At 43.0% G+C, this 25134-nt stretch carries 20 protein-coding genes and 1 tRNA gene; 19 read left to right on the top strand and 2 right to left on the bottom strand.

Annotation, left to right across the window (positions count from 1 at the left end; translation table 11 throughout):
- Positions 1-3: 3 nt before the first annotated feature.
- From LJE11_RS11250 to larC, 7 genes are all read left to right on the top strand, one after another.
- The gene (locus tag LJE11_RS11250) at positions 4-984 is read left to right on the top strand and encodes an ABC transporter permease (protein ID WP_008705556.1); all 981 of its coding nucleotides are present in this window, start codon (positions 4-6) and stop codon (positions 982-984) included.
- A gap of 206 nt (positions 985-1190) precedes the next feature.
- Positions 1191-2306 carry a substrate-binding domain-containing protein gene (locus LJE11_RS11245; protein WP_055150866.1) on the top strand — a complete coding sequence of 372 codons (1116 nt, stop codon included), beginning with the start codon at positions 1191-1193 and terminating at the stop codon, positions 2304-2306.
- A 301-nt stretch (positions 2307-2607) separates the two neighbouring features.
- Positions 2608-4008 carry a rhamnulokinase gene (rhaB, locus tag LJE11_RS11240; protein ID WP_008705551.1) on the top strand — a complete coding sequence of 467 codons (1401 nt, stop codon included), beginning with the start codon at positions 2608-2610 and terminating at the stop codon, positions 4006-4008.
- A 333-nt stretch (positions 4009-4341) separates the two neighbouring features.
- Positions 4342-5526, top strand: coding sequence for an ATP-binding protein (locus LJE11_RS11235; RefSeq protein ID WP_008705549.1), 1185 nt, complete (start codon positions 4342-4344; stop codon positions 5524-5526).
- On the top strand, positions 5523-5657 hold the full coding sequence (locus tag LJE11_RS19950; RefSeq protein ID WP_008705547.1) for a hypothetical protein: 135 nt from the start codon (positions 5523-5525) through the stop codon (positions 5655-5657). The genes LJE11_RS11235 and LJE11_RS19950 overlap by 4 nt, the downstream gene beginning before the upstream one ends.
- Positions 5635-6396: a nickel pincer cofactor biosynthesis protein LarB gene (larB, locus tag LJE11_RS11225; RefSeq protein WP_020993373.1), complete on the top strand. Its 762-nt coding sequence runs from the start codon at positions 5635-5637 to the stop codon at positions 6394-6396. The genes LJE11_RS19950 and larB overlap by 23 nt, the downstream gene beginning before the upstream one ends.
- A 2-nt stretch (positions 6397-6398) precedes the next feature.
- Positions 6399-7751 (top strand): nickel pincer cofactor biosynthesis protein LarC, encoded by a 1353-nt coding sequence (larC, locus tag LJE11_RS11220; RefSeq protein WP_008705542.1) that lies wholly within the window; start codon positions 6399-6401, stop codon positions 7749-7751.
- Between the two features lie 167 nt (positions 7752-7918).
- Here larC and LJE11_RS11215 read toward each other — a convergent pair whose 3' ends face one another.
- Positions 7919-9871 carry a glycoside hydrolase family 31 protein gene (locus tag LJE11_RS11215; protein WP_008705541.1) on the bottom strand — a complete coding sequence of 651 codons (1953 nt, stop codon included), beginning with the start codon at positions 9869-9871 and terminating at the stop codon, positions 7919-7921.
- A gap of 380 nt (positions 9872-10251) precedes the next feature.
- Between LJE11_RS11215 and LJE11_RS11210 the strand changes: the two genes are divergently transcribed.
- The 12 genes from LJE11_RS11210 to LJE11_RS11155 all read left to right on the top strand — a co-directional run bounded on the left by LJE11_RS11210 (position 10252) and on the right by LJE11_RS11155 (position 23820).
- A complete protein-coding gene (locus LJE11_RS11210) occupies positions 10252-11640 on the top strand; it encodes an alanine/glycine:cation symporter family protein (RefSeq protein WP_008705539.1) in 1389 nt (462 codons plus the stop codon).
- A 156-nt stretch (positions 11641-11796) separates the two neighbouring features.
- Entirely contained in the window at positions 11797-12507 is a 711-nt protein-coding gene (tsaA, locus tag LJE11_RS11205; protein ID WP_008705537.1) for a tRNA (N6-threonylcarbamoyladenosine(37)-N6)-methyltransferase TrmO, read from the top strand.
- 145 nt (positions 12508-12652) lie between these two features.
- Positions 12653-13972, top strand: coding sequence for an aspartate kinase (locus LJE11_RS11200; RefSeq protein ID WP_008705535.1), 1320 nt, complete (start codon positions 12653-12655; stop codon positions 13970-13972).
- A gap of 356 nt (positions 13973-14328) precedes the next feature.
- Positions 14329-16686, top strand: a complete 2358-nt coding sequence (locus LJE11_RS11195; protein ID WP_227295985.1) for an ATP-dependent DNA helicase — start codon at positions 14329-14331, stop codon at positions 16684-16686.
- A 125-nt stretch (positions 16687-16811) separates the two neighbouring features.
- Positions 16812-18305, top strand: a complete 1494-nt coding sequence (locus tag LJE11_RS11190) for a serine hydrolase (protein ID WP_020993371.1) — start codon at positions 16812-16814, stop codon at positions 18303-18305.
- Positions 18306-18485: 180 nt separating this feature from the next.
- On the top strand, positions 18486-19760 hold the full coding sequence (locus LJE11_RS11185; protein ID WP_008705530.1) for a sn-glycerol-1-phosphate dehydrogenase: 1275 nt from the start codon (positions 18486-18488) through the stop codon (positions 19758-19760).
- A gap of 2 nt (positions 19761-19762) precedes the next feature.
- Entirely contained in the window at positions 19763-20245 is a 483-nt protein-coding gene (gene ispF / locus LJE11_RS11180; RefSeq protein ID WP_008705528.1) for a 2-C-methyl-D-erythritol 2,4-cyclodiphosphate synthase, read from the top strand.
- Positions 20246-20272: 27 nt separating this feature from the next.
- A complete protein-coding gene (gene cysS / locus LJE11_RS11175) occupies positions 20273-21682 on the top strand; it encodes a cysteine--tRNA ligase (RefSeq protein WP_008705525.1) in 1410 nt (469 codons plus the stop codon).
- Complete coding sequence (locus LJE11_RS11170; RefSeq protein ID WP_008705523.1) at positions 21667-22146, top strand: Mini-ribonuclease 3; 480 nt, start codon at positions 21667-21669, stop codon at positions 22144-22146. Before cysS ends, LJE11_RS11170 begins: the two co-directional genes overlap by 16 nt.
- On the top strand, positions 22143-22880 hold the full coding sequence (rlmB, locus tag LJE11_RS11165; protein WP_008705522.1) for a 23S rRNA (guanosine(2251)-2'-O)-methyltransferase RlmB: 738 nt from the start codon (positions 22143-22145) through the stop codon (positions 22878-22880). The genes LJE11_RS11170 and rlmB overlap by 4 nt, the downstream gene beginning before the upstream one ends.
- A gap of 152 nt (positions 22881-23032) precedes the next feature.
- Positions 23033-23635 carry an RNA polymerase sporulation sigma factor SigH gene (gene sigH, locus LJE11_RS11160; RefSeq protein WP_044951859.1) on the top strand — a complete coding sequence of 201 codons (603 nt, stop codon included), beginning with the start codon at positions 23033-23035 and terminating at the stop codon, positions 23633-23635.
- 113 nt (positions 23636-23748) lie between these two features.
- A tRNA-Thr gene (locus LJE11_RS11155) sits at positions 23749-23820 on the top strand.
- A 629-nt stretch (positions 23821-24449) separates the two neighbouring features.
- Here the strand turns inward: LJE11_RS11155 and LJE11_RS11150 are convergent.
- Positions 24450-24959, bottom strand: a complete 510-nt coding sequence (locus LJE11_RS11150; RefSeq protein WP_008705519.1) for a Uma2 family endonuclease — start codon at positions 24957-24959, stop codon at positions 24450-24452.
- Positions 24960-25134: the final 175 nt, after the last annotated feature.

Genomic DNA, 25134 nt, shown 5'->3' with positions numbered 1-25134 from the left:
GTCATGACTAAGAAGAAAAAAAGTATTTTAAGTGATCAGAGATTTATTGTATTACTGGTTATTATTGTACTGTTTGCAATTTTCTCCTTTAAGAGCAGGGAGTTCAGACAGTATACCACAATCCTGAGTATGCTGGATTTCTCATATTATGATCTTCTGATGGCAATCGGTGTTACATTCCCTCTTATTACAGGAGGTGTAGACCTGTCAATCGGAACAGGTATGGTATGTTACGCATTGATCGCAGGATCTCTGGTAAGAAATAATAATCTTCCGGTTGTACTTGCAATGTTACTTTGCATTGTACTTGGAATTATTGTAGGAGCAGCAAATGGTGTGCTGATCGGTATTATGAACCTGCCGCCATTCCTTGCAACACTTTGTACCTGTATGATTACCCGAGGTGCAGGATCCCTGTGCAGTGCCACTCCCTGGCCGGGACTTACACAGGAGGGCGGATGGTTTCATTCAATCTTTAAGATTACAGTTGGAACAGGAAGAAGTGCTTCCCGTTATCCTATCGGTTTCTTATGGATGATCATTCTGGTCCTTGTAATGGAATATGTTCTGAATCATACAAAATTCGGTCGTTATACGATCGCGATCGGTTCCAATAAAGAAGCAGCAGCTCTTTCGGGAATCAACGTTAAATTCTATCATGTTATGGTATATGTAGTATGCGGACTCTTCACAGGTCTTGCAGCTATCGCATATGCGGCAGTTACACCAACTGTACAGCCTGGTACCGGTGCAGGACTTGAAATGGATGCCATCGGTGGAGTATTCGTAGGTGGTGTTGCAGCAACAGGTGGTTATGGATCAGTAATCGGTACTTTAGCCGGTATCTTCGTTATCATGCTTCTGAAAACCGGTCTTCCATATATCGGACTTCAGGCAAACTGGCAGCAGATCATTACAGGTGCAGTTCTTATCATTGCAGTACTGATCGATATCATGAAAGAAAAGAAAGCAGCAGCAAAATAATTTTCAAAACTGAATAAAGAAAAATGCATCTTACGACAGATGCAAAACAGCAGGATATGAAACAACGGAGGGCTTCCAGGGGATGTTCGGCGACAGTATTGTCATATGTGTATTTTGGGGAAGGCGGAACGAGAGAGGAAGCCTCCGGGGTATCATTTATAAAAAAACTATATTAAAAATGTATATTTAAAAGGAGGAAATTTTAAATGAAAGCAAAAAAAGTGATCGCATTAGTTATGTGTGCAGCAATGGTAGCAGGTATGTCCGCATCAAGCGTTATGGCAGCCGATATGCCGGAACAGTTCAAAGATCTGAAAGCTAATGAAGCTTATGATTTCCCGATGATGGTTAAATCTTTCCAGTCTACATACTGGGATGCAGCTCAGGAAGGTATGAAGAAAGCTGCTGATGAACTTGGTGTTACATACAAAGCACAGGGACCAAACAGTGAATCTGATATCGCTGACCAGGTTAACATGATCAACACAGCAATCGCTGCAAAGCCGGCCGGATTAGGTCTTGCTGCATGTGATACATCTTCTGTTCTTGATGCACTTCAGGAATGTGCTGACAAAGGAATCCCGGTAGTAACATTTGATACAGGTATCGCTGATGCTCCGGAAGGATCTGTAGTATGTGAAGTTTGTACAGATAACACACAGGCTGGTTCTGTTGCAGCTGAAAACATGTATAATTCCATCAAAGATGTTATAGCTAATGCAGATGGACAGGTTATCATCGGTGAAGTTAACCAGGATGCTACAGGTCAGAACATCCAGCAGCGTGGTGGCGGATTCATTGACAAAATGATCGAACTTATTCAGGCTGACGGAAAAACAGTTGCAGTTAAAGGTAACGAGTTCTATGTAAACGCAGCTAAAGGTGCAGATGCAAAAGAAGCAGACGCAGACGTTGTTATCCAGGTCGCTGTTCCTGCACAGACAACTGTAGAGCTTTGCTCAACAGAGGCTCAGGCAATCCTTTCTCAGGAAAACTGCATCGCTATCTTCGGTTCCAACCAGACAGCAGCAGAAGGTGTTCTTGCAGCTAATGCTAACCTGAACGTTCTTGGTTCTGACGCAGGAGCAGGCGATGTTATCGGTGTTGGTTTCGATGCTGGTTCTATCATTAAAGCCGCTGTACAGGATGGAACATTCATCGGTGCTGTTACACAGTCTCCTCTGATGATGGGTTACTATGCAATCTACGCTCTGACAGCAGCAGCTAACGGACAGGAACTTGAAGATGTTCCTACAGATGGATACTGGTATGATTCCACAAATATGGACAGCGAAGAAATCGCTCCTAACCTTTATGACTAATCGATAAGTAAATATCGAGAGGAAATGAATCCTTAGAATTAAGTATTAATTATTAATACAAATACAGACGCCGCACTGCCGTATGGCAAGTGCGGCGTTGTTGTTCAAACAATAAAACAATGATTGGAAATGATGATTTTATTAAGTTGTAAAGATACTTATTTCGACGATAGATTTCAAAATAGCAAATAAGGACACTTTTTCAGACAAACAAGGTTCTTATTTTGGGGAGTAAGTTGAGATAAAATGAAATCATCAGATATGAAGAGCGTATAAATTCATATATTGAGGAGGTTTTGCAATGGCAGCATATTATTTAGCAGTAGATATCGGAGCATCCAGCGGACGTCACATCATTGGACATATGGAAAACGGAAAAATGGTTCTGGAAGAAATTTATCGTTTTGAGAATGGAATGGTAAAGAAAGACGGAGAACTCTGCTGGGAATTTGACCGTCTTTTCAAAGAGGTAGTAAATGGTCTGAAGAAATGTAAAGAAATTGGCAAGATTCCGGTAAGTATGGGCGTGGACACATGGGGCGTTGACTTCGTACTTCTGGACAAAAATGACAATGTTCTTGGAAATACAGTAGGATATCGTGACCACCGTACAGAGGGAATGGATAAAGAAGTTTATAAGGCAATTTCCCTGAAAGATCTCTATTCAAGAACAGGTATCCAGAAAGCTGATTATAATACGATCTATCAGCTGATGGCAGTGAAAAAGAAACATCCGGAATATCTGGAACAGGCGGAGACACTTCTTCATGTGCCGGATTATTTCCATTTCCTTCTTACAGGACAGAAAACCTGTGAGTACACAGAAGCTACGACAGGACAGCTTGTAAGCCCGATCACTAAGGACTGGGATTATGAACTGATTGATATGCTCGGTTATCCGAGAAAAATGTTCCAGAGGCTGATCATGCCCGGAACAGGCATCGGACATCTGTCAGATAAGATCAGGGAAGAAGTGGGCTTTGATCTGGAAGTAGTTGCACCTGCAACACATGATACAGGATCCGCTGTACTGGCAGTTCCTGCAAATGACGATGACTTTATCTACATCAGCTCCGGAACATGGTCACTGATGGGAATTGAGAGAAAAGAAGCTGACTGCTCTGAGAAGAGCTGTGAGATGAACTTCACAAATGAAGGCGGTTATGCAGGCCGTTTCCGTTACCTGAAGAATATCATGGGACTCTGGATGATCCAGTCTGTGCGTCATGAAGTAAATGATGCATACAGCTTTGCAGAAATCTGCGCAATGGCAGAGGAAGCAAAGGATTTCCCGTCAAGAGTAGACGCAAATGATGAGTGTTTCCTTTCTCCTGACAATATGACAGAGGAAGTTAAGGATTACTGCCGCAGAACAGGACAGAAGGTTCCGGAAACTCTGGGAGAGATTGCAACAGTTATCTACACAAGTCTTGCAGAATGCTATGCAAAGACAGCAAAAGAGCTGGAAGAGATGACAGGCAGGACTTACAGCCGTATTCATATCGTGGGCGGCGGTTCCAACGCAGGATATCTCAATGAGCTGACTGCAAAGGCAACAAAGAAAGAAATCCATGCAGGTCCAGGAGAGGCAACTGCAATCGGAAATATCACAGCACAGATGCTGAAAGCAGAAGAGTTTAAAACCATTGAAGAGGCTCGTACTATCATTCATGAATCCTTTGGTGTAAAAGTTTATAAATAATAAAAGGGGAACAGGGTATTGGCTCTGTTCCTTTTGTGTCTGTGATAATAAGAAAAAAATTTCAACCGGGAGGTTTTAATTTTATATATCTGAGAAGGTTGTCTGAAAAAAATGAATCGTATATAATGAGGTTAAAAGGTGTTTGGAAAATCATTCGTTACTGTGAACGGAGTGAACAGTAACGTTTGGCTGTGAGAAAGGAGTCAACGGCGAGGGAATATGTTGACTATCATGGGGTTTCAAAGTATAATGATGGCTGGTGAATTGGGCGGAAATACAGGGTGATTCATCAGAGGTAAGTGATTGATTTTAATAGATAAAGGCAGGTTATATATGAATACAATTAGTGTGGAAGAGCTGGAGAAGATTGATTCTTCTAAGATTACGATCGTGGATGTGCGGCCGGCGGATCAGTACAGCAGGGGATCTTTTCCGGGGGCAGTGAATATTCCGCTGGATGAGTTTGAGGAAAGAATGGAGTCTGTGGACAGGGAGAAGATGGTGTATGTTCTCTGCCATACGGGGGACAGAAGCCGGGACTGTGTGGAGAAGCTGAGTGATGCAGGGTATGAGGCTGTGAATATTGAAGGTGGATATCGTGCGTATCTGAGACTTTCTCTGAGCCGTTTTATGGAGAATGATGCTAAGGATCAGAAGGAACTGAAGACGAAGGAGATTGAGCACAGTATTATCAAGACGTTCAGAAAGACAGTCTGGAGACCGTTTACCAAGGCTTTGAATGAGTATCAGCTGATCCAGGAGGGAGATAAGATTGCTGTCTGTATTTCAGGTGGTAAGGACTCTATGCTGATGGCGAAGCTGCTTCAGGAGCTGAAGCGTCATGGGAAGATTCATTTTGAACTGGTGTTTCTGGTAATGAATCCGGGCTATAATGCGGATAACTGGAAGATTATTCAGGATAATGCAGAGCTTCTGGGAATTCCTCTTACGGTTTTTGAAAGTGATATTTTTGATACAGTGGCAGAAATTGAGAATAATCCCTGTTACCTGTGTGCGAGAATGAGACGTGGTTATCTGTATTCTCATGCCAAGGAGCTGGGATGTAATAAGATTGCGCTGGGACATCATTTTGATGATGTGATCGAGACAATCCTCATGGGTATGCTGTACAGTGGTAAGGTGGAGACTATGATGCCGAAGCTGCACAGTCAGAATTTTGAGGGAATGGAACTGATCCGTCCCATGTATCTGATCAAGGAATCTGCGATCAAGGCATGGAGAGATACTAATGGGTTGCACTTCATTCAGTGTGCATGCCGTTTCACCGAGAACTGTGTAAGCTGTGGGGGCGGACGTGGTTCCAAGCGTGATGAGATGAAAGAGTTGGTTGCACAGTTTAGAAATACAAGTAGTGTGATCGAGACGAATATCTTTAACAGTGTGCGGGATATTAATCTTCGTACTGTTATGGGATATCATAAAGATGGAGAATATTATAATTTCCTGGATGACTATGATCAGCGTGGAAATAAGGGCGTTGATAAGGATAAAGAATGATAACAGCAAAATCTTCATTTGTGGAAGAGAAATACACTGCTCAGTATTATAGTGGGAACGGTTGTCTGTATGTTTCTGGTGCAGGTGGTGTTCTAAAAGGAGGAATCCATGACCTTACAGGAAATTCTTGAAAGTGTAAAAAGTGGTTCGGTATCTGTGGAAGAGGCAGAGAGAATCCTTAAGAAAGAAAGTTATGAAGAAATGGGGTATGCGAAGCTGGATACAAGCCGTAAGGCAAGAACCGGTTTCGCAGAAGTAATCTACTGCAGTAATAAGGCAGATGAACATCTTCTGAATATTTTTGAAAGATTATACAGAGAAGACGGCGAGGTATTCGGAACCAGAGCTTCCCAACATCAGTATGAACTGGTGAAGGAGAAGTTTCCGGAAACAGAATATGATCCGATCTCACGCATCTTAAAAGTTGAGAAGAAAGATAAGAAGCGTATTGGTAAGATCGCCGTGTGTTCAGCAGGAACTGCAGATATTCCGGTTGCTGAGGAAGCTGCACAGACAGCGGAATATTTTGGCACAAATGTTGAACGGATTTATGATGTGGGAGTCAGCGGAATGCATCGTTTATTCTCCAGACTGGAGACGATCCAGAGTGCGAACTGTGTAATTGCAGTTGCGGGAATGGAGGGAGCTCTTGCCAGTGTGATGGGCGGTCTGGTGAGCAGACCGGTGATCGCAGTACCGACTTCTGTGGGTTATGGTGCAAGTATGCATGGTCTTTCGGCACTTCTTACCATGATCAATTCCTGTGCGAACGGGATTGCTGTGGTGAATATTGATAACGGCTACGGTGCCGGCTATCTGGCAACACAGATTAACCGTCTGGCAGCAGGTACAGATGAGAAAGGAAATTGATTATGGGAAAAACATTATATCTGGAATGTTATTCAGGGATAAGTGGTGATATGACGGTTGCGGCTCTTCTTGATCTGGGGGGTGACAGAACTGTGTTGGACAAGGTGCTGAGAAGCCTTCCGATATCAGGATTTGAGACAAAGATCAGCAGAGTTGTAAAGTCCGGAATAGATGCATGTGATTTTGATGTTGTGCTGGATAAAGATCATGAAAATTATGACCATGATATGGAATATCTGCATGGACATCATCATGAAGGCCATGAGAGCAATCACGCCCATGGCACAGGAACAGCGCAAGACCATCACCATCACGAACACCGTGGAATAAAAGAAATTACCTATATTATAGAGCATAGCGCAATGACTGAGAATGCAAAGAAGATCGCATTGCGTATATTTGAAATTCTTGCAGAGGCAGAGAGTAAAGCACACAATGTGCCTGTGGATCAGGTGCATTTTCATGAGGTGGGAGCAGTGGACTCTATTGTGGATATTGTGTCTGTGGCAGTCTGTCTGGATGATCTGGATGTTACAGAGGTGATCGTTCCTGTTCTCTGCGAGGGACGTGGAACTGTCCGTTGTCAGCATGGCATCCTGCCAATCCCGGTTCCGGCAGTTGCAAATATAGTAAGTGCCAATCATTTACATCTGAAAATGACAGAGGTAGAAGGTGAACTTGTAACGCCTACAGGTGCGGCGATAGTGGCAGCAGTAAAAACAAAGGATAAACTTCCGGAAACATTTGAAATCCAGAAGATTGGAATCGGTGCAGGTAAACGCCAGTATGAGTGTCCGGGAATCCTAAGGGCAATGATTATCTCACAGAGCGCAGAAATAGATGAAGAAAAGGCTCAGACAGAAGAATTCAAAAACGCGGAAATCGGAAATAATCCGAAAGCTGAAAATCAGGAAACCAAAGATACGATTATCAAGATGGAGACAAACATTGATGACTGCAGTGGAGAAGTTCTGGGATTTGTCATGGAACGTCTGATGAAAGCCGGTGCCAGAGATGTGCATTATGTGCCTGTTTTTATGAAAAAAAACAGACCTGCATGGGTTCTGAATGTAATCTGTAAGGAAGAAGATATAGAAACGCTTCAGAATATTATTTTTGAAGAAACTACTACGATTGGAATTCGTTATAGCATAATGGAACGTACGATTCTTCCCAGAGAAACGAGAACCCTTCCGACTCCCTGGGGAGAAGTTCTGGCAAAGGTATGCACTTTGAATGGAAAAGAGCAGCTTTATCCGGAATATGAGAGCGTTGCACAGTTGAGCAGAGAAAAAGAAATTCCATTTGCAGAAATTTACCGTTATATTGTTTTGGCAAATAAAGATAAAGAATAACAATGTAAAAGAAAACAGTCACATACTTGAGTGAATGTCTCAACATTCATCAGATGTATGTGACTGTTTCTTTTTATTATTTTTATGAGGTGACTTCTGGTTCAGTTCTATCTGCTGCCTGGTACTTTTTGCAATTCAGGCAGGGAAAGTTGTCTGATTCGGTTAAATTACAGAGTGCTTACACCGTCATCATCATAACGGTCATATTCAGCTCCCTCATATCCGATCATGCGGATAGTAGCAGGATCGATATCCTTTACTGTCTGTGCAACATCAGCAACTGGGATTGCTTTTCCCTTGCGGATGAACAGTGGAACTTCATTCAGGGCAACTTCTACATAGTGATGTCCTTTTTCGAGGATTTCCTGAGAGATGGTTCCATCCGGCAAGAATTTTACGAACATCATTTCTTCTGGCAGATATACATAGCGGCCTTTTGCATTCTGTGTGTAAACAGGTGCGATCATGATTTCGTTTCCAAGGAGAAGCTGATCTTCTACCTGAGTTGCGAATGCATCGTCTGTGTAGTCAAATGCCAGCGGACGGAACATCATATCATCGTTTAATGCTGCTTTCATGTATTCGCTGTACAGATATGGAACAAGGCGATATCTGACACCGATCACATGGCGGAAGTCTTCGATATTTTCAAACTGGTAAGCTTCCTGTTCTCTGGTTCCCAGAGCGGAGTGGTTTCTCATAAGAGGTGTGAATACACCAAGTGCCAGCCAGCGCAGTACCAGATCACGTGTGGTATCTGCACCGAAACCGCCCAGATCTGCACCTGTGTAAAGGAAACCGCACATATTCAGGGATGGAAGCATCTTTAAGTTCAGAAGGATGTGTGACCACCAAGATTTATTGTCTCCCATCCAGATTCCGCCGTATCTGTGCATTCCCACATAGGAGGAACGGGAGAACATCAGGAAACGTTTGCCAGGTGCGATTTTTTCAAATGCTTCACCTGCTGCACGGGTCATGTTATAGCCAAACAGGTTATGTACCTTGTCGTGGCGGATTTTCTGACCGTTTACATTGTGATAGAAGCGTTTGTAATCTTCCGGATTGTTTGCAAGGGCGTTTACTTTATCACCGAGTGTAAATCCAGGTGCTTCTTCCTTGTCCATGAAGTTGTCTTTGATGTATTCTTTTAATTCAGCAACGCCTTCCGGTGTACAGAACATTGCAGGTTCGTTCATGTCATTCCAGAAACCGTCGATTCCTTTGGAAATGAGACGTTCGTATTTCTGTCCGAACCATGCTCTGGCATCTGCGTTCAGGACATCCGGGAAATGAGTCCAGCCTGGCCATACAGCGGAAACGAAATCACTGCCGTCTTCACGTTTGCAGAAGTAGTTCTTCTCAACGCCTTCTTCATAAACATCATAGCCAGCCTCTACTTTGACACCAGCATCGATGATCGGGACAAGGTGGATACCTTTTTCTTTCATTTCATTGACATAGGCCTCAAAGTCAGGGAAGTTTTCCTGATTGACTGTGAAATCTTTGTAGTCTTCCATGTAATCGATATCCATGTATACCATATCGATCGGAATATTGTTTTCACGATATCCGTCAGCGGCTTTTCTGAAATCGTCAGCAGTTGTATATCCCCAGCGGCTCTGACCGAAACCAAATGCGAATTTAGGCGGGATATAGCTTCTTCCGATGATTTTGCGGAACTGTTTTACGATATCGTAAGGGGTTTCACCCTCGATCACATACAGATAAAGGTCTGCATCCTCACAGGTGATCTTTAACTGGGAAGAGAGTGTGTAACCGATATCAAACTTCAGTTTTCCTGGATAATCAACGAAGAGACCGAAAGTCTGTTTTCCGGAGATTACGAGGAAGTTGTGTGCTCCATAGAGGGAGATTTTATCTTCTGTATGGTTTGGCTGGTCGGAACAGTTGCTTTCATAAACGTATCCACGTTTGTTGATTCCGCGGTTTGATTCGCCCAGACCATAGACAACATCGTTGTCATCCATGTCATAAGTAAAAGAGAAGCCGTTCTCTGTGGAGATAGTTCCGTATGCAGGAGTTCCCTCAGAAGCCGGGATAGAAGTTACGATGGCATCGGTTTCAAATGGGGTCCCGTAAGTATATTTCTGAATCATTTTGTCATGTCCTCCTTAGGTTGAAAATGGTCAAGCGGATAAAATCATCCGCTTTGCTACGCGGCGCTACACCGAATAACTGAAACGCTTAAGTACTGTTAGAAAATACACAGGTGTTTTCCTTGATTTCATATTTACAATAATAGAGGTTTGGGTGAGGAAATGCTACTGAAATTATGACAAATTTATACGTTATTTTGACTTTTGCTCAAACTGTGAAGCAGTGATATGGGTATGGCAAGCAGTGGAGCGGCTGATCGTATCTGTTTGCGCTGTTAACTTATTGTGCTTTAATGCTTTATCTTAATAGAATTTTTCTGTACATACGGTGAAAAAAGTGCTAAACTGTTATTATTACACGAAAGAAAGGTTTATTTAACATGCTTCAGACAATTGAATCCATCAATAACGTCGTAAATAATTTTATCTGGGGTGTCCCGGCTATGATCTGTATTATCGGCGTAGGGCTTTACCTGAGCCTGCGGACCGGGTTTGTCCAGATCCGCAAATTCCCGTATGCGCTTAAAACCACACTGGGAAGAATTTTTAAGAAAAAAGAGGCCTCTGACGGTTCCATGACACCTTTTCAGGCAGTCTGTACTGCGTTGGCAGGTACAGTAGGTACTGGAAATATCGCCGGTGTTGCCGGAGCTATCGCCATCGGCGGACCGGGAGCTGTATTCTGGATGTGGATTTCCGCGCTCCTTGGAATGTGCACGAAATTTACAGAGGTTACTCTGGCAGTACATTTCCGTGAGAGAAACAGACATGGGGATTATGTAGGCGGACCTATGTATTATATTAAGAACGGATTGGGAAAGAATTGGAGATTTCTTGCAGTTCTTTATTCTGCATTCGGTGTACTGACTGTATTTGGAACAGGTAATGCTACTCAGGTAAATACCATTACAACAGCAATTGATACAGCTCTTATTAACTTCAATGTGATTTCAGAGTCTTCCACAGGCAGACTGAATCTGATCCTTGGAATTGTGATCACGCTGCTGGTTGGTATGGTACTGCTGGGCGGTATCAAGCGAATCGGAAGTGTTTCCGAGAAGCTGGTGCCCTTTATGGCATTGTTTTATATTGTACTTGCATTGGGTGTTGTGGTCTTAAATATCGGAAGAGTTCCGGCAGTTTTTCATGATATTGTTTATGGAGCCTTTAATCCGTCAGCAGTGACAGGCGGTGTGATCGGAAGCTTTTTCCTCAGTATGAAAAAGGGTGTTTCCAGAGGTATTTTCTCCAATGAAGCAGGACTTGGTACAGGGTCTATCGCTCATGCCTGTGCAGATACAAGCAAGCCTGTAAAACAGGGTATGTTTGGTATTTTTGAGGTATTTGCAGATACGATTGTGATCTGTACTCTGACAGCACTTGTAATCCTTGTAAGCGGCGTGCCGGTAAATTACGGTGCAGCGGCAGGTGCAGAACTTACAATTTCCGGATTTACTGCTACATACGGAGGCTGGGTTTCCATCTTTACGGCAGTTGCCATGTGCTGCTTTGCATTTTCAACGATTATCGGATGGGGACTTTACGGAGCTCGCTGCATTGAATTCTTATTCTCTGCAAAAGTTATCCGCCCATTTATGATCGCCTATTCATTAGTGGCAATCCTTGGTGCAACTGTAGATCTGGGACTTCTCTGGAGCATTGCTGAGACATTCAACGGTCTCATGGCAATCCCCAACTTAATTGGTGTATTTCTGCTTTCAGGAATTGCCATTACACTTACGAAAGAATATTTTGCACAGAAGAAATAACAATAATAGCCCGGAGAGTTATTTTTCCGGGCTATTATTTTATGAGAATTGCGGGAGCTGCTTTGCAACGGAGCAATTCGTAGATATCAAGTTAGGGGCAAAATGCCTTTTGACCCTAACATCATTTTATGAAAAAGGTAAAAGGAGAATAGAGCCATGGTTCCAATCGCACATATAGAAAATGATTTTCCAACCAAATTTGGTATTCCCAGGCAGAGTGGTCGGGTAGGGGCACTTAAAGCGAGAATTGTATTTGAGTCGGAATATCGAAATGTGGATGCCTGCCGTGGTCTGGAGGAGTTTAGTCATATCTGGCTGATCTGGGAGTTTTCGGAGGCAAAGAGGACAAAGTGGTCACCGACTGTCCGTCCGCCCAGACTTGGGGGAAATGTGAGAAAAGGAGTTTTTGCCACAAGATCTCCCTTCCGTCCCAATTCCATAGGATTATCCTGTGTGAAGCTTGAGAAAGTAGCTCTGGATGAGCCGGACAGCCCTGTACTTTATGTAGAAGGTGCAGATCTGATGAATGGAACACCGATTTTCGATATTAAACCATATATTCCTTATGCGGATTGCCATCCGGAAGCAACAGGAAGTTTTACCGAATATTCCAAAGATCATCATCTGAATGTAGAATTTCCCCAGGAGCTCCTGGAAAGAATACCCGGGGAAAGCAGAGAGGCTCTGATCGCAGTTCTTGCAGATGATCCCCGTCCTGCTTATCAGAATGATCCGGAACGGTCTTACGGAATGCCTTTTGGAGAGAAGGATATTCATTTTCGGGTGGATGGAGATATCCTTCGTGTTTATAATGTGACAGAATTTGTAAAAAAACAGCAGGAATCTTCGGCAGATTGTGGAAAATAACCATTTTCGGATATTTCTGTAAGAAAGGCTTGCAAAATTGGCGTTTATTCAATACAATATTAAACAGACTTTATGTTGGTAGAGTGACAAAGACTGATGGGAGATCGGTCTGAAAATATTTAGTGACATATGAGGAGCAGGAAAAATGAAGAAAATTGTTAAATTCGGAGGAAGTTCTCTGGCAAATGCAGAACAGTTTCAGAAAGTAGGGGAGATCATCAGAAGTGATGAGAGCAGACGTTATGTGGTTCCGTCCGCTCCCGGAAAGAGATTTGACGGAGATACAAAGGTTACAGATTTACTTTATAAATGTTATAATACTGCAGTTGAAGGGGAAGATTTCATCCCGATTCTGCAGGAGATCAAGGGAAGATATTATGAGATTATCCGCGGACTGAACCTTGATCTTTCTCTGGAAGATGAATTTGCTCAGATCGAAGCTGATTTCAAGGCACAGGCAGGCACAGACTATGCAGCATCCAGAGGAGAATTTCTCAATGGTAAGGTGATGGCAGCATATCTGGGTTATGAATTTGTTGATGCAGCAGATGTGATCCGTTTTGATAAGAACGGAAATCTGGATGCCGAGAAGACAGACAGACTTCTGTCCAAAAAGCTGGCAAAATGTGAACATGCCGTTATCCCTGGATTTTATGGCGCTGGTGAAGATGGAAAAGTTAAAACTTTTTCCAGAGGAGGTTCTGATGTAACCGGTTCTCTTGTGGCAAAGGCTATCAAGGCAGACCTCTATGAAAACTGGACAGATGTTTCTGGTTTCCTGGTAACAGACCCACGTATTGTTAAAAATCCGGAAGTGATTGAGAGCATTACCTACAGAGAACTCAGAGAGCTTTCTTATATGGGTGCAACTGTTCTTCATGAAGATGCGATCTTCCCGGTTCGTAAAGAGGGAATTCCGATCAACATCAAAAACACAAACAGACCGGAAGACAAGGGTACTTTTATTGTTGAGAGTACATGCAAGAAACCGAAATTTACAATCACAGGTATTGCAGGTAAAAAGGGATTCTGTTCTATCAATATTGAGAAATCCATGATGAACAGTGAGGTTGGTTTCGGACGTAAGGTACTTCAGGTATTCGAAGATCAGGGAATCAGCTTTGAGCATGTTCCATCAGGAATCGATACAATGACTGTATATGTACATCAGGATGAATTCGAAGAGAAAGAGCAGCAGGTAATCGCAGGAATCCATCGCGCAGTACAGCCGGATTTCGTAGAAATGGAATCTGACCTTGCACTGATCGCTGTTGTAGGACGTGGTATGAAATCCACCAGAGGTACAGCAGGAAGAATCTTCTCAGCACTTGCCCATGCAAATGTAAATGTGAAGATGATCGACCAGGGCTCCAGTGAGCTGAATATCATTATCGGTGTGGAGAACAGAGATTTTGAGACTGCAGTAAAGGCAATTTATGATATCTTTGTAATTACCCAGATCTAATTGAGAATTGCAGGAGCTCCTTCACAGCGGAGCAATTTGTGGATATGATGTTTACCAATTATAGGATAAACAAAATAATGGACCGTCAGAAATCAGCATAGAGATTTCTGGCGGCTTTTTATATTATAGGAAATTACTCCGTAATGTTCCTATAACATAAAAAAGCCCTCCGGGCAGGATCGCACTGCGACGGAGCGGAATTATGTCGCTGAAGCGACCTGTTGCAGGCGGAGAATCCTGCAAGCAGGATTCTTTCTTGAATTCAGGAGTTTTTACATGATGATGAATTCTGTGTTATAATGAACGGACGATGTGAATAATTATTTGATAGCTATTGTTGCGTGAGGTGTTTTGATATGGATAAGCCGGTGGTTCGTATTTCCGTCAGAAATCTGGTGGAGTTTATATTAAGAAGCGGGGATCTTGACAACCGGGGAGGATCTTCTGACAGAGAAGCAATGCAGAAGGGCAGCAGACTGCACAGAAAAATACAGGGCAGGATGGGAAGCCATTACAGAGCGGAGGTTTCTCTTAAATATAAAACAGAATATGAAGATGTAAGTATCCAGGTAGAGGGCAGAGCTGACGGAATCTTCACAGAGGATGGACAGTGCTGGATCGATGAGATCAAGGGTGTTTATGCAGATGTCAGTCAGTTGGAAAAGCCTGTGAAGGTTCACAGTGCACAGGCAATGTGTTATGCCTGGATCTACGCACAGGAGCAAAAACCGGAGAAGATCGGAGTGCAGATGACATATGGGAATCTGGACACAGAGGAGCTTAAGTTTTTCAGAGAAGAATATACGCTGGAAGAACTCGGACTGTGGTACCAGAATCTTTTGGACAGGTATCATAAATGGATCGCATACCAGTTTGCATGGAAAAAAGAACGGAATGCGTCCATGAGTGATCTGGAGTTCCCTTTTGAATATCGTGAGGGACAGCGAAAAATCGTATCCGGTGTATATCACACTATATCCACAGAAAGACAGATTTTTGTCCAGGCACCTACAGGAGTAGGAAAGACCATGTCCACGATCTTTCCGGCAGTGAGAGCAGTTGGTGCAGGACTGGGGGAAAATATTTTCTATCTTACAGCAAAGACCATTACCAGGACTGTGGCTGAAGAAGCTTTCTACATATTAAAGGAGCATGGACTGAAATTTAAAGTGATAACCATTACCGCGAAGGAAAAGCTGTGCTTCTGCGATAAAACAGAATGCAATCCTGAGAACTGTCTGTGGGCGAGAGGACATCTGGACAGAGTGAATGATGCTGTTTTTGAATTGTGGACTACGCAGGACAGCTATGACAGGGATACTTTGCTGGAATATGCGAAGAAATGGCAGGTGTGTCCTTTTGAAATGTGCCTGGATCTGGCAGTCTGGGTGGACGCTGTGATCTGTGATTATAATTATGTATTTGATCCCAATGTTTATCTGAAAAGATTTTTCGGGGAGGGTACTTCCGGAGAATACATTTTTCTGATCGATGAAGCTCACAATCTGGTGGACAGGGGAAGGGAAATGTATAGTGCTCATGTGGATAGAGCGGATGTACTGGAGGCGAAGAGACTGGCCGGGGATTACAGCAAAGGTCTGGTGCGAGCACTGGAAAAAGTGAACAGACAGCTTCGAACTCTGGAAAAGGAGTGTACAGAGTACGAAATCCTGCCAAATCCCGGAGCAGTTTCTCTGGGAATGCTTCAGGTGATGGGGGAGATGGATAAGCTCCTGGAGGAACTTCATGGAAAGGAACTTCCGGAGCAGCTGCTGGAATTTTACTTCTGTGTGAGAGATTTTCTGAATATTGATGAACTTTTGGATGAAAATTATGTGGTTTATACAGAAATGGGAGAAGGGGGAAAGGTGATTTTGCGGCTTTTCTGTGTAAATCCTGCAGCAAATATTCATAGATGTCTGGAAAAGGGAAAAAGTGCGGCGTTCTTTTCTGCGACTCTGCTTCCCATGGATTATTACCGTGCACTTTTAAGCACCAGAAAGGATGACTATGGGATTTATGTGACTTCTCCTTTCAGGCAGGAGAACAGGTGCATTCTCACAGGACGGGATGTGAGCAGCAGGTATACCAGAAGAGGATATGAGGAATATCACAGGATCGCATCTTACATTGCCAGAACTGTATGGACAAGAAAAGGAAATTATATGGTATTCTTTCCTTCTTATAAATTTATGGAAGATGTTCTGGAGGTGTATGAGAATGAGTTTTCAGCGGAATGGGTTCGTTGTATTTCGCAGACATCGGGAATGAATGAAAGGGAGAAAGAGGAATTTCTGGAGGAATTTTCTGCATCAGAGGGAACGCTGGTAGGATTTTGCGTGATGGGCGGGATTTTTTCAGAGGGAATTGATCTGATGGGAGAGAAGCTGATCGGAGCAATCATCATAGGGACTGGTCTTCCTCAGATTGGAACAGAAAGGGAGATCCTCAGGCAGTATTATGATAAAAAGGGTGTGAATGGATTTGATTATGCATACAGATATCCGGGGATGAATAAGGTGCTGCAGTCAGCCGGGCGTGTGATCAGAACCCAGGAGGACACAGGGATCATACTTCTGCTGGACGAGAGATTTGCAGGGAAAGATTACAGGAATCTGTTTCCTGCTGAGTGGTCTGACAGGGGAAACTGTACTTTAAATACTGTGGAAGAACAGCTGGGAAGCTTCTGGAACAGGATAAGAGAAAAGAACTGAACACTGATACTGAGATTCTGGTCTTTGCTGGAAAAAAGATAAAAATCTTGCTATCCTGAATAAAACAATATATACTTTGCTTACTGTGAATGGGATGTGAAAAGAAACCGTAAAAGGAGTTTTGCATGAGAAAAAATAGACAAACAGCGAAATATCATATTAAAAGTTATATCATAGCCGGAAGTCTGGCCGGAGCCATTTCCATGGCACTGGCTTTGCCGGTTCCTGTTATGGCTGCACAGCAGAGCCTTGCATCTGTCACCGGGCAGGCACAGATTCAGCCCATGGGAGACGGAAGTGGCAAATATATGATGAAGAGTGACGGATTTTACTGTCTGGATGTGAATGGCGCCGGAAGTACCCAGGCGGAGATCCATTATTTTCAGGATTATGAGATAGACGGAACTGTATTTGATGGATATTATTATCATGATGCAGATGGGAAATTCAAAGCCTGCAGTCCTCATATGGAGCATCTGAAAGGTGTTGCAGTGTTTGGGGATAAGACAGATGAGGAAGCTGATACACAGAATGCCCAGGAGGCAGAGAAATTTGACGGATATTACTTTGTGAATAATCTGGGGCGTCTGTCAGCAGCACCGCAGGTAAGGTATATTGACAATCTGGCAATAGACGGGATTACTCTGAATGGATATTATTATTTTGATGAAAATGGCAGACTGGTAACCGAGCCAGGTATCCATTCACTTGAGATGGACTGTTGTGAAATGAATTTTGACGGAAGCTATTATTTTGGCGGTACAAATGGCGCCCTGCTTCAGGAAAGCACAGTGACGGATGATGGTTTTATTGTGGATGATACGGGAAAGATCGTGAATATGGATGATCTTGGGATGGATAATCTGAAGCCTCAGCTTGAGAAGATGCTGTCCGGATATCAGGGAACCTGGAGTGTTTATGTGAAAGACCTTAATGAAGAAAAGGAAATCCTGATCAATGATACTTCCCTTTATTCTGCAAGTCTGATCAAAGCCTTTGTAATGGCAAAGACATATGAGGACATGGAGCAGGTAAAGGCAGATGAGGCAAAGAAATTAAATACTGCAGATACAAAAACTGTAGATGTAAAATTAAATGACCTGCTGTGGAATATGATCACAGTCAGTGACAATGAATCCTGCAATGAACTGGTGAAGCTTCAGACAGATTCCCTTGATTTCAAAAAAGGTGCGGAGGATATTAACAAATATCTGGAAAAAGAGGGCTATACAGAGACAAGTGTGCAGCATACCCTCCATCCGGCAGCTTCTGCGCAGGAGAGTCTTGGAGGCAGAAACATGACTTCTGTGAAGGATTGCGGCACTCTGCTTGAAAAAATCTACAAGGGGGAATGTGTCAGCAAAGAGGTGTCAGAAGAAATGTTAAATCTTCTGTCAAATCAGGAAAACACCTGGAAAATCCCCCAGGGACTTCCGGATGGAATAAAATCTGCCAACAAGACCGGCGAGACAGACCAGGATCAGCACGATATCGCAATTGTCTATGGCGAAAAGACAACTTATATCCTATGTGTGATGTCTGAAAACTGCCCGGAGAGTACGGCGGTGACGAACATACAGAATATTTCAAAGATTGTATATAATTATTTGAACCTGTAGCCGCCAGACCTGCGCGGAATGATTGATTTTTATAGGAAAATCATGTATAATACCAACGAACTATGCCTATAGAAAAAGTTTAACCGAATCAGGCTGTGAAACAACTATTCAACTATGAGCAGATAGTCAAACGGATGATTTTATCCGCTTGATTCAGGAAAGTCAGGAGGAAGAATTTAAATGCGAGTTGATGCGGACGATTTTGCCCGACCTTGCAGCTGCGGCAGGGAACACCAGATTGCAGTGAAAGAGATTTTGATAGAAGCCGGAGCTGTAGAGAAGCTTGAAGAAGAGATGTCAGAGGGAATGCTCAGAGAGTACATATCCCCGCTGGTCATCTGCGATACCAATACCTATGCAGCAACAGAAGAACTTATGGAGGATATCTATGACAGGTGTCAGGTACTTGTTCTGGATGCAGAGGGACTTCAGGCAGACCGGCATGCAATAAAAATTGTGGAGAACAACATGGAAGAGGACATTGACCTGATCCTTGCAGTAGGAGCAGGCACGATCCATGATATCAGCCGTTATATTGCACATAATTACAAAGTACCTTTCATTTCAGTGCCTACCGCAGCAAGTGGAGATGGATTTGTAACAACAGTAGCAGCAATGACCCTGGATGGAGTAAAGAAGACTGTGCCTTCAGTAGCTCCGATCTGTGTATATGCAGATACAGATATTTTTTCAAAAGCACCACAGCGCCTGACTGCAGCCGGGATTTCAGACCTGATGGCGAAATACATCTGTCTTGCAGACTGGAAGATCGCGAACCTGGTCACCGGAGAGTATTTTTGCCGCGAAACTGTAAAGCTGGAAGAGAAAGCGTTAAAAACTGTGAAATCTTCGATTCAGGATATTACAGAGGGAGAGGAAGATGAATGCGAACAGCTTATGTATGCATTGATTCTTTCCGGACTTGCAATGCAGATGATTGGTAATTCAAGGCCTGCGTCCTGTGCAGAGCACCAGGTCACACATCTGTGGGATATGGAAGTGATCAATGGTCCGCTGGATGCACTCCACGGAGAGAAGGTTTCTGTAGCAGCACTTCTTGTACTGGAAGAATACAAGCGTATCGCTGCAGCCATCACACAGGGAAGATGTCACGCAAAACCCTATGAGAATGAGGACGAAGAGCTTCTGAAAGAAACTTTTGGAAAAAAAGGACTTCTGGAAGAAATAAGAAAAGAAAATGAGCCGGAATTGTTAGAAACTATTTCACCCCAGCATCTGGAAAAATGCCTGAACGGGATAGAGGAGATTATTGATGAGCTTCCCAGTGAACAGACTATGTTCCATTTGCTGGAGAAAGCCGGATGCGCGAAAACCGTTTATGATATCGGACTCGATGAAGCGGCTGTTTTGCCAAGCCTCAGACTTGCTCCTTATACAAGGAGACGGTTAAGCTTATTGAGAATCAGCAAGATGCTGGATATAAGAGGAGAATGATTATGCGTGTTGGAATGGGATATGATGTACACAGACTGACCGAAGATAGAGATCTGATTCTGGGTGGTGTGAAGATAGACTGGGAAAAAGGTCTCCTGGGACATTCAGATGCAGATGTACTGATCCATGCAGTTATGGATGCACTTCTGGGAGCTGCTGCACTGGGCGATATCGGAAAACATTTTCCGGATACAGACCCTGCATATAAAGGAATTTCCAGTATTCTGCTGCTGGAACATGTGACGAAGCTTTTGAGAGAGCACCATTATGAGATCGGAAATATAGATGCAACGATCATTGCACAGAAACCAAAGATGGCACCTCATATTCCACAGATGAGAGCCAATATGGCAAAAGCAATGGGAATCAATGAGTCTCAGCTGAACATTAAGGCCACTACAGAGGAAAAACTGGGATTTACGGGAAGAGAAGAAGGAATTGCATCTCAGGCGATCTGTCTTCTTAATGAAAGAAAAGAGAGTTAATGATAGAGAAAACTGGAGGAATAAAACATGAAACTTTTTAACACACTGACACGTAGAAAAGAAGAATTCGTACCTCTTGAAGAGGGAAAAGTTCGTATGTATGTCTGCGGTCCGACTGTATACAACCTGATCCATATCGGAAATGCACGTCCGATGATCATCTTCGATACCGTACGCCGATATATGGAATACAAAGGATATGAAGTAAACTATGTTTCCAATTTTACAGACGTAGATGACAAGATCATCAAGAAAGCAATCGAAGAGGGCGTAAGCGCACAGGAAATTTCCGAGCGTTATATTGCAGAGTGTAAGAAAGATATGGATGGCATGAATGTAAAACCTGCCACAACCAATCCACAGGCAACCCAGGAAATCAACGGAATGATCAGTATGATCCAGACTCTGGTTGATAAGGGATATGCTTATCCGGCAGCAGACGGTACTGTTTATTTCAGAGTTAAGAAGTTCAAAGAATATGGCAAACTTTCGCACAAGAACCTGGATGATCTGCAGTCCGGCTTCCGTTCTCTGCAGGTGTCCGGTGAAGACCAGAAAGAAGATCCACTGGATTTTGTTCTCTGGAAACCGAAGAAAGAGGGAGAACCATCCTGGCCTTCACCATGGTGTGACGGACGTCCGGGATGGCATATTGAGTGTTCTGTTATGGCGAAAAAATACCTTGGTGATGAGATTGATATCCATGCAGGCGGAGAAGACCTGATCTTTCCTCACCATGAGAACGAGATCGCACAGAGTGAATGCTGCAACGACAAAATCTTTGCAAAATACTGGATGCACAATGCATTCTTAAATATTGATAACAGAAAAATGTCCAAGTCTCTTGGAAACTTCCGTACTGTTCGTGAAATCAGTGAACAGTATGACCTGCAGGTGCTTCGTTTCTTCATGCTGAACGCCCATTACAGAAGTCCGCTGAATTTCAGCGCAGATCTGATGGAAGCTGCAAAGAATGCATTAGAGCGTATCACAGATGCAGCAGCAAACTTAAAGGACAGAAAAGCAGCAGCACAGACAGAAACTGCAACAGATGCAGAGAAAGAACTGCTTGCACAGGCACAGGAATTCGTAAAGAAATTTGAAGAAGCTATGGATGATGATTTCAACACAGCAGATGCACTGGCAGCAATCTTTGAACTGGTTAAATTTGCAAATACAAATGTATCAGAGGCAAGTTCCGCAGAATTTGCAGGAACACTTCTTGACACAATGGTGAAATTATGCGATGTACTTGGTCTGAAGGCTGTGAAAACAGAAGAAATCCTTGATAAAGAAATCGAAGACCTGATTGCAGAGCGTCAGGAAGCAAGAAAAGCAAAGAATTTCGCAAGAGCAGATGAGATCAGAGATGAGCTTCTGGCTAAGGGAATCATCCTTAAGGATACCCGCGAGGGAGTAAAATGGAAACGAGCTTAAATGATATGAGTGGAACAAACGGACTTAATGAAGAGAATTTGAGTAGTTTGAAAGGCATGCTTCATCAGTTGTTTCATTTGGAAGATAAAGACTTGCGAACATATTCTCCGCTGACATTGGCGTATATCGGAGATGGCGTCTATGAACTGGTGATCCGCACGATCCTTGTAAAAAAAGGCAACTGTCCGGTGAACCAGCTTCACAGAAAAGCCAGCAGTCTGGTTAAGGCAGGAACTCAGTCTTCCATGATGGAAGTAATCGAGCCCATGCTTACAGAGGAGGAACACAGCGTTTACAGAAGAGGAAGGAATGCTCATTCTCCTACAATGGCTAAACATGCAACCATGGCAGACTACCGCAGGGCAACAGGGTTTGAAGCTCTGATGGGCTATTTATATTTAAAAGATGATTTCAGCAGGATCATAGAACTGGTCCGTGCAGGGATTGGAGAGGATAAGATATGAGTGAACAGATAGAAGGACGCAATGCGGTTCTGGAAGCGTTTCGTTCCGGCAAATGTGTAGATAAGCTTTTTATCCTGGACGGATGCCAGGACGGACCGGTCCGCACTATTGCCAGAGAGGCAAGAAAAAAAGATACGATTATTAATTATGTGGCAAAAGAACGTCTGGATCAGTTAAGCGAGACAGGCGCACATCAGGGCGTAATCGCTCAGGTGGCAGCCTATGAATATGCAAGTGTAGAAGATATTCTTGCGAAGGCAAGGGAAAAAGGAGAAGATCCCTTTATCTTTATCCTGGATAATATTGAGGATCCTCATAATCTTGGTGCGATCATCCGTACAGCAAACCTTGCAGGTGCACATGGGGTGATTATTCCCAAGAGAAGAGCAGTTGGCCTGACTTCCACAGTTGCCAAGACTTCAGCAGGTGCATTAAACTATACACCTGTTGCAAAAGTTACCAATCTGGGACATACCATCGATGAACTGAAAGAACAGGGCATGTGGTTTGTATGTGCAGATATGGGCGGTGAAACCATGTACAATCTTAACCTGACAGGTCCGATCGGCGTAGTGATCGGCAATGAAGGTGAAGGTGTAAGCAGACTGATCCGTGAGAAGTGTGATTTCGTGGCATCTATTCCTATGAAGGGTGACATTGATTCCCTCAATGCATCTGTGGCAGCCGGAGTACTTGGATATGAGATTGTACGTCAGAGACTGCAGAAGAAATAAGTTTATCTCAGTCTGAGATAAAGGCTTCGTGAGGATGTGCAGCGATTATTAAGAGGAATTTTTGCAGCAGAAAATTATTCCACAATATTGTTATGCTATAAGAAGCCCTCTGGGCGAATGATAGAGATTTTCAGAAAAACGGAAGGGTTAAATTGATGAAACAGTATGACGGAATTAAAGATGAAGAATTAATTTCCCGTTTCAAAAACGGGGAATCAGAAATCCTCGACTATCTGATGGAAAAATACAAGAACATGGTCCGCAAGAAAGCAAGGACCATGTTCCTGATAGGCGGGGAGAACGATGACCTGATACAGGAAGGCATGATCGGACTGTTTAAGGCAGTCCGCGATTACCAGCCGGACAGGGATGCTGCATTCCAGACCTTTGCCAGTATATGTGTGGACAGACAGATCTACAACGCCATCCAGAGTTCCAACAGGCAGAAGCACCAGCCACTGAATTCCTATATTTCCCTCAGCGAACAGGATGGGGAAAATGAAGAACATCTTGGAGATAACTGGGGAGAGAACCCGGAGTCTATCATTATTGACCAGGAGAATGTCCAGGATCTGGAGCAGGAGATAACAGCAACGTTAAGTCCAATGGAGAACCAGGTTCTTGAATATTATCTGGCAGGAAACGGATACGGAGAGATTGCCCAGATCATGGGAAAAACACCCAAATCCATAGATAATGCATTACAGCGTATCCGAATCAAGATCAGAGAGCAGTTGGAGCAATATCAAAAATAGAAAGATATCTGTATAAAACCCAAAAATAAAAATCAAAAAGTTAAAAATAGGGATTGACAATACAAACAAGTTCTGATAGTATATTTAAATGTGAGCGGTAAATCCGACACAATGCTGATGTGGCTCAGAGGTAGAGCACTTCCTTGGTAAGGAAGGGGTCACGGGTTCAATTCCCGTCATCAGCTTGCTAAGAATAGCTTATTTACTGGGTTTGTGAGGTGCCAGTAAATCAAAGTTACTCAAGATAATCAGGACATAGGTTCTGATTATTTTTTTTGTGCAATTTGCAGTTCCGGGATACTGCTCAGAATTGCAGTTTTTGTACTGAGACTCTTCCTATTCCTGAAGATGATTTTAGGATGATATACTCGAATAAACCCAGTATTATTTTATAAACTTCTAAGAACTGTTTGTACTTCCAGAATGACAAGAGATATGTTATACTTACAGTGTTGTCCAACCGATACCCGGCAACGGGAGGAGGTGAAGTCTATATGGAGAATCTTGCTGTTTCTTTTCTTGTCACCTTTATGGCAAGCATAGCTGCCTATTATGTTTGCAAATGGTTAGACGGAGATAAGTAGGGCAACACTAACCTGGCAGTTTCTTGTCTGCCATAAAAAATAAGAAGAAGCCCCCAGTATTCGCACTACTGAGGGCTTCATTCTTTTTGTCTACATGGACTTGCTATTTCTTTTCGCCTACTGGCATTATAGCATATGCAGATCAGGAAATCAATATGCAAGTGATTCTGAAACATTCTGAAACAAATAAAAAGAGTAAACTATTTCCTTGGTTTATGCCTTATTTTTCGTTAATATTCACCAATGTCGAACAGCTCGTCAAAGGTTATCTTCAGATTCGGAAACATAACCAGATGTAAATCTTCTTTATTCTGGGCTGTGACAGTCTTATAAAGATACGGATAACCAGTGCCATCTTCTTTGAAATCGAAGAGATAAATCTCTACAGATTTTTTTCTCCAGTCAACGATCCAATACTCAGAGACACCGACCTTGCAATAAATATTCATTTTTTCATGTCGATCATATTCTTCTGTGGCATTGGACAAAACTTCCATCACAAAGCGGGGAATGCCAGTGAAAGAAATGTTCTTACGGTCTCTCAGGTTACAGATGATTGATACGTCAGGAATGATTACTTTATCATCATTTTCACGCCATTCATACTGAACACCATCACCAAAGACACGACATAAGCTGTCTTTGATTTGGCTGCCGATCTTGATAACAAAGTTATTGATAACCATAGAATGTTCCAGGTAAGTTTTACTTAAATCTTCAATTGGTAGTGCATTACTCATATTGCCGCACCTCCTTGATATGTTGATATAATTATAATATTTTGCAAGATGTTAGTCAAGGATATGAGCTGCTGAAAGAGAGTGCAGATGAGTCTGAGAGTTACTGTTCACACACCACTGTCCCGCAAGGTGTTTTGGCATGAATATGCCAAAATCCCGAGACATACAAGCCAAA

The organism is Blautia sp. DFI.1.216 (assembly GCF_020594215.1).
Lineage (GTDB): Bacteria > Bacillota > Clostridia > Lachnospirales > Lachnospiraceae > Blautia_A > Blautia_A wexlerae.
The sequence above is the reverse complement of the archived record's forward strand: the minus strand, read 5'-3'. Positions and strand labels throughout refer to the sequence as shown.

What these genes read in the sequence shown, in the direction of transcription:
- LJE11_RS11200 (WP_008705535.1), top strand. Translation starts at nt 12,653, where the DNA reads ATGAAGAAAATTGTTAAATTCGGAGGAAGTTCTCTGGCAAATGCAGAA.
- LJE11_RS11235 (WP_008705549.1), top strand. Translation starts at nt 4,342, where the DNA reads ATGAATACAATTAGTGTGGAAGAGCTGGAGAAGATTGATTCTTCTAAG.
- ispF (WP_008705528.1), top strand. Translation starts at nt 19,763, where the DNA reads ATGCGTGTTGGAATGGGATATGATGTACACAGACTGACCGAAGATAGA.
- LJE11_RS11250 (WP_008705556.1), top strand. Translation starts at nt 4, where the DNA reads ATGACTAAGAAGAAAAAAAGTATTTTAAGTGATCAGAGATTTATTGTA.
- LJE11_RS11210 (WP_008705539.1), top strand. Translation starts at nt 10,252, where the DNA reads ATGCTTCAGACAATTGAATCCATCAATAACGTCGTAAATAATTTTATC.
- larC (WP_008705542.1), top strand. Translation starts at nt 6,399, where the DNA reads ATGGGAAAAACATTATATCTGGAATGTTATTCAGGGATAAGTGGTGAT.
- LJE11_RS11150 (WP_008705519.1), bottom strand. Translation starts at nt 24,959, where the DNA reads ATGAGTAATGCACTACCAATTGAAGATTTAAGTAAAACTTACCTGGAA.
- LJE11_RS11215 (WP_008705541.1), bottom strand. Translation starts at nt 9,871, where the DNA reads ATGATTCAGAAATATACTTACGGGACCCCATTTGAAACCGATGCCATC.
- LJE11_RS11195 (WP_227295985.1), top strand. Translation starts at nt 14,329, where the DNA reads ATGGATAAGCCGGTGGTTCGTATTTCCGTCAGAAATCTGGTGGAGTTT.
- rhaB (WP_008705551.1), top strand. Translation starts at nt 2,608, where the DNA reads ATGGCAGCATATTATTTAGCAGTAGATATCGGAGCATCCAGCGGACGT.
- larB (WP_020993373.1), top strand. Translation starts at nt 5,635, where the DNA reads ATGACCTTACAGGAAATTCTTGAAAGTGTAAAAAGTGGTTCGGTATCT.
- cysS (WP_008705525.1), top strand. Translation starts at nt 20,273, where the DNA reads ATGAAACTTTTTAACACACTGACACGTAGAAAAGAAGAATTCGTACCT.
- LJE11_RS11185 (WP_008705530.1), top strand. Translation starts at nt 18,486, where the DNA reads ATGCGAGTTGATGCGGACGATTTTGCCCGACCTTGCAGCTGCGGCAGG.
- LJE11_RS11190 (WP_020993371.1), top strand. Translation starts at nt 16,812, where the DNA reads ATGAGAAAAAATAGACAAACAGCGAAATATCATATTAAAAGTTATATC.
- LJE11_RS19950 (WP_008705547.1), top strand. Translation starts at nt 5,523, where the DNA reads ATGATAACAGCAAAATCTTCATTTGTGGAAGAGAAATACACTGCTCAG.
- tsaA (WP_008705537.1), top strand. Translation starts at nt 11,797, where the DNA reads ATGGTTCCAATCGCACATATAGAAAATGATTTTCCAACCAAATTTGGT.
- LJE11_RS11245 (WP_055150866.1), top strand. Translation starts at nt 1,191, where the DNA reads ATGAAAGCAAAAAAAGTGATCGCATTAGTTATGTGTGCAGCAATGGTA.
- LJE11_RS11170 (WP_008705523.1), top strand. Translation starts at nt 21,667, where the DNA reads ATGGAAACGAGCTTAAATGATATGAGTGGAACAAACGGACTTAATGAA.
- rlmB (WP_008705522.1), top strand. Translation starts at nt 22,143, where the DNA reads ATGAGTGAACAGATAGAAGGACGCAATGCGGTTCTGGAAGCGTTTCGT.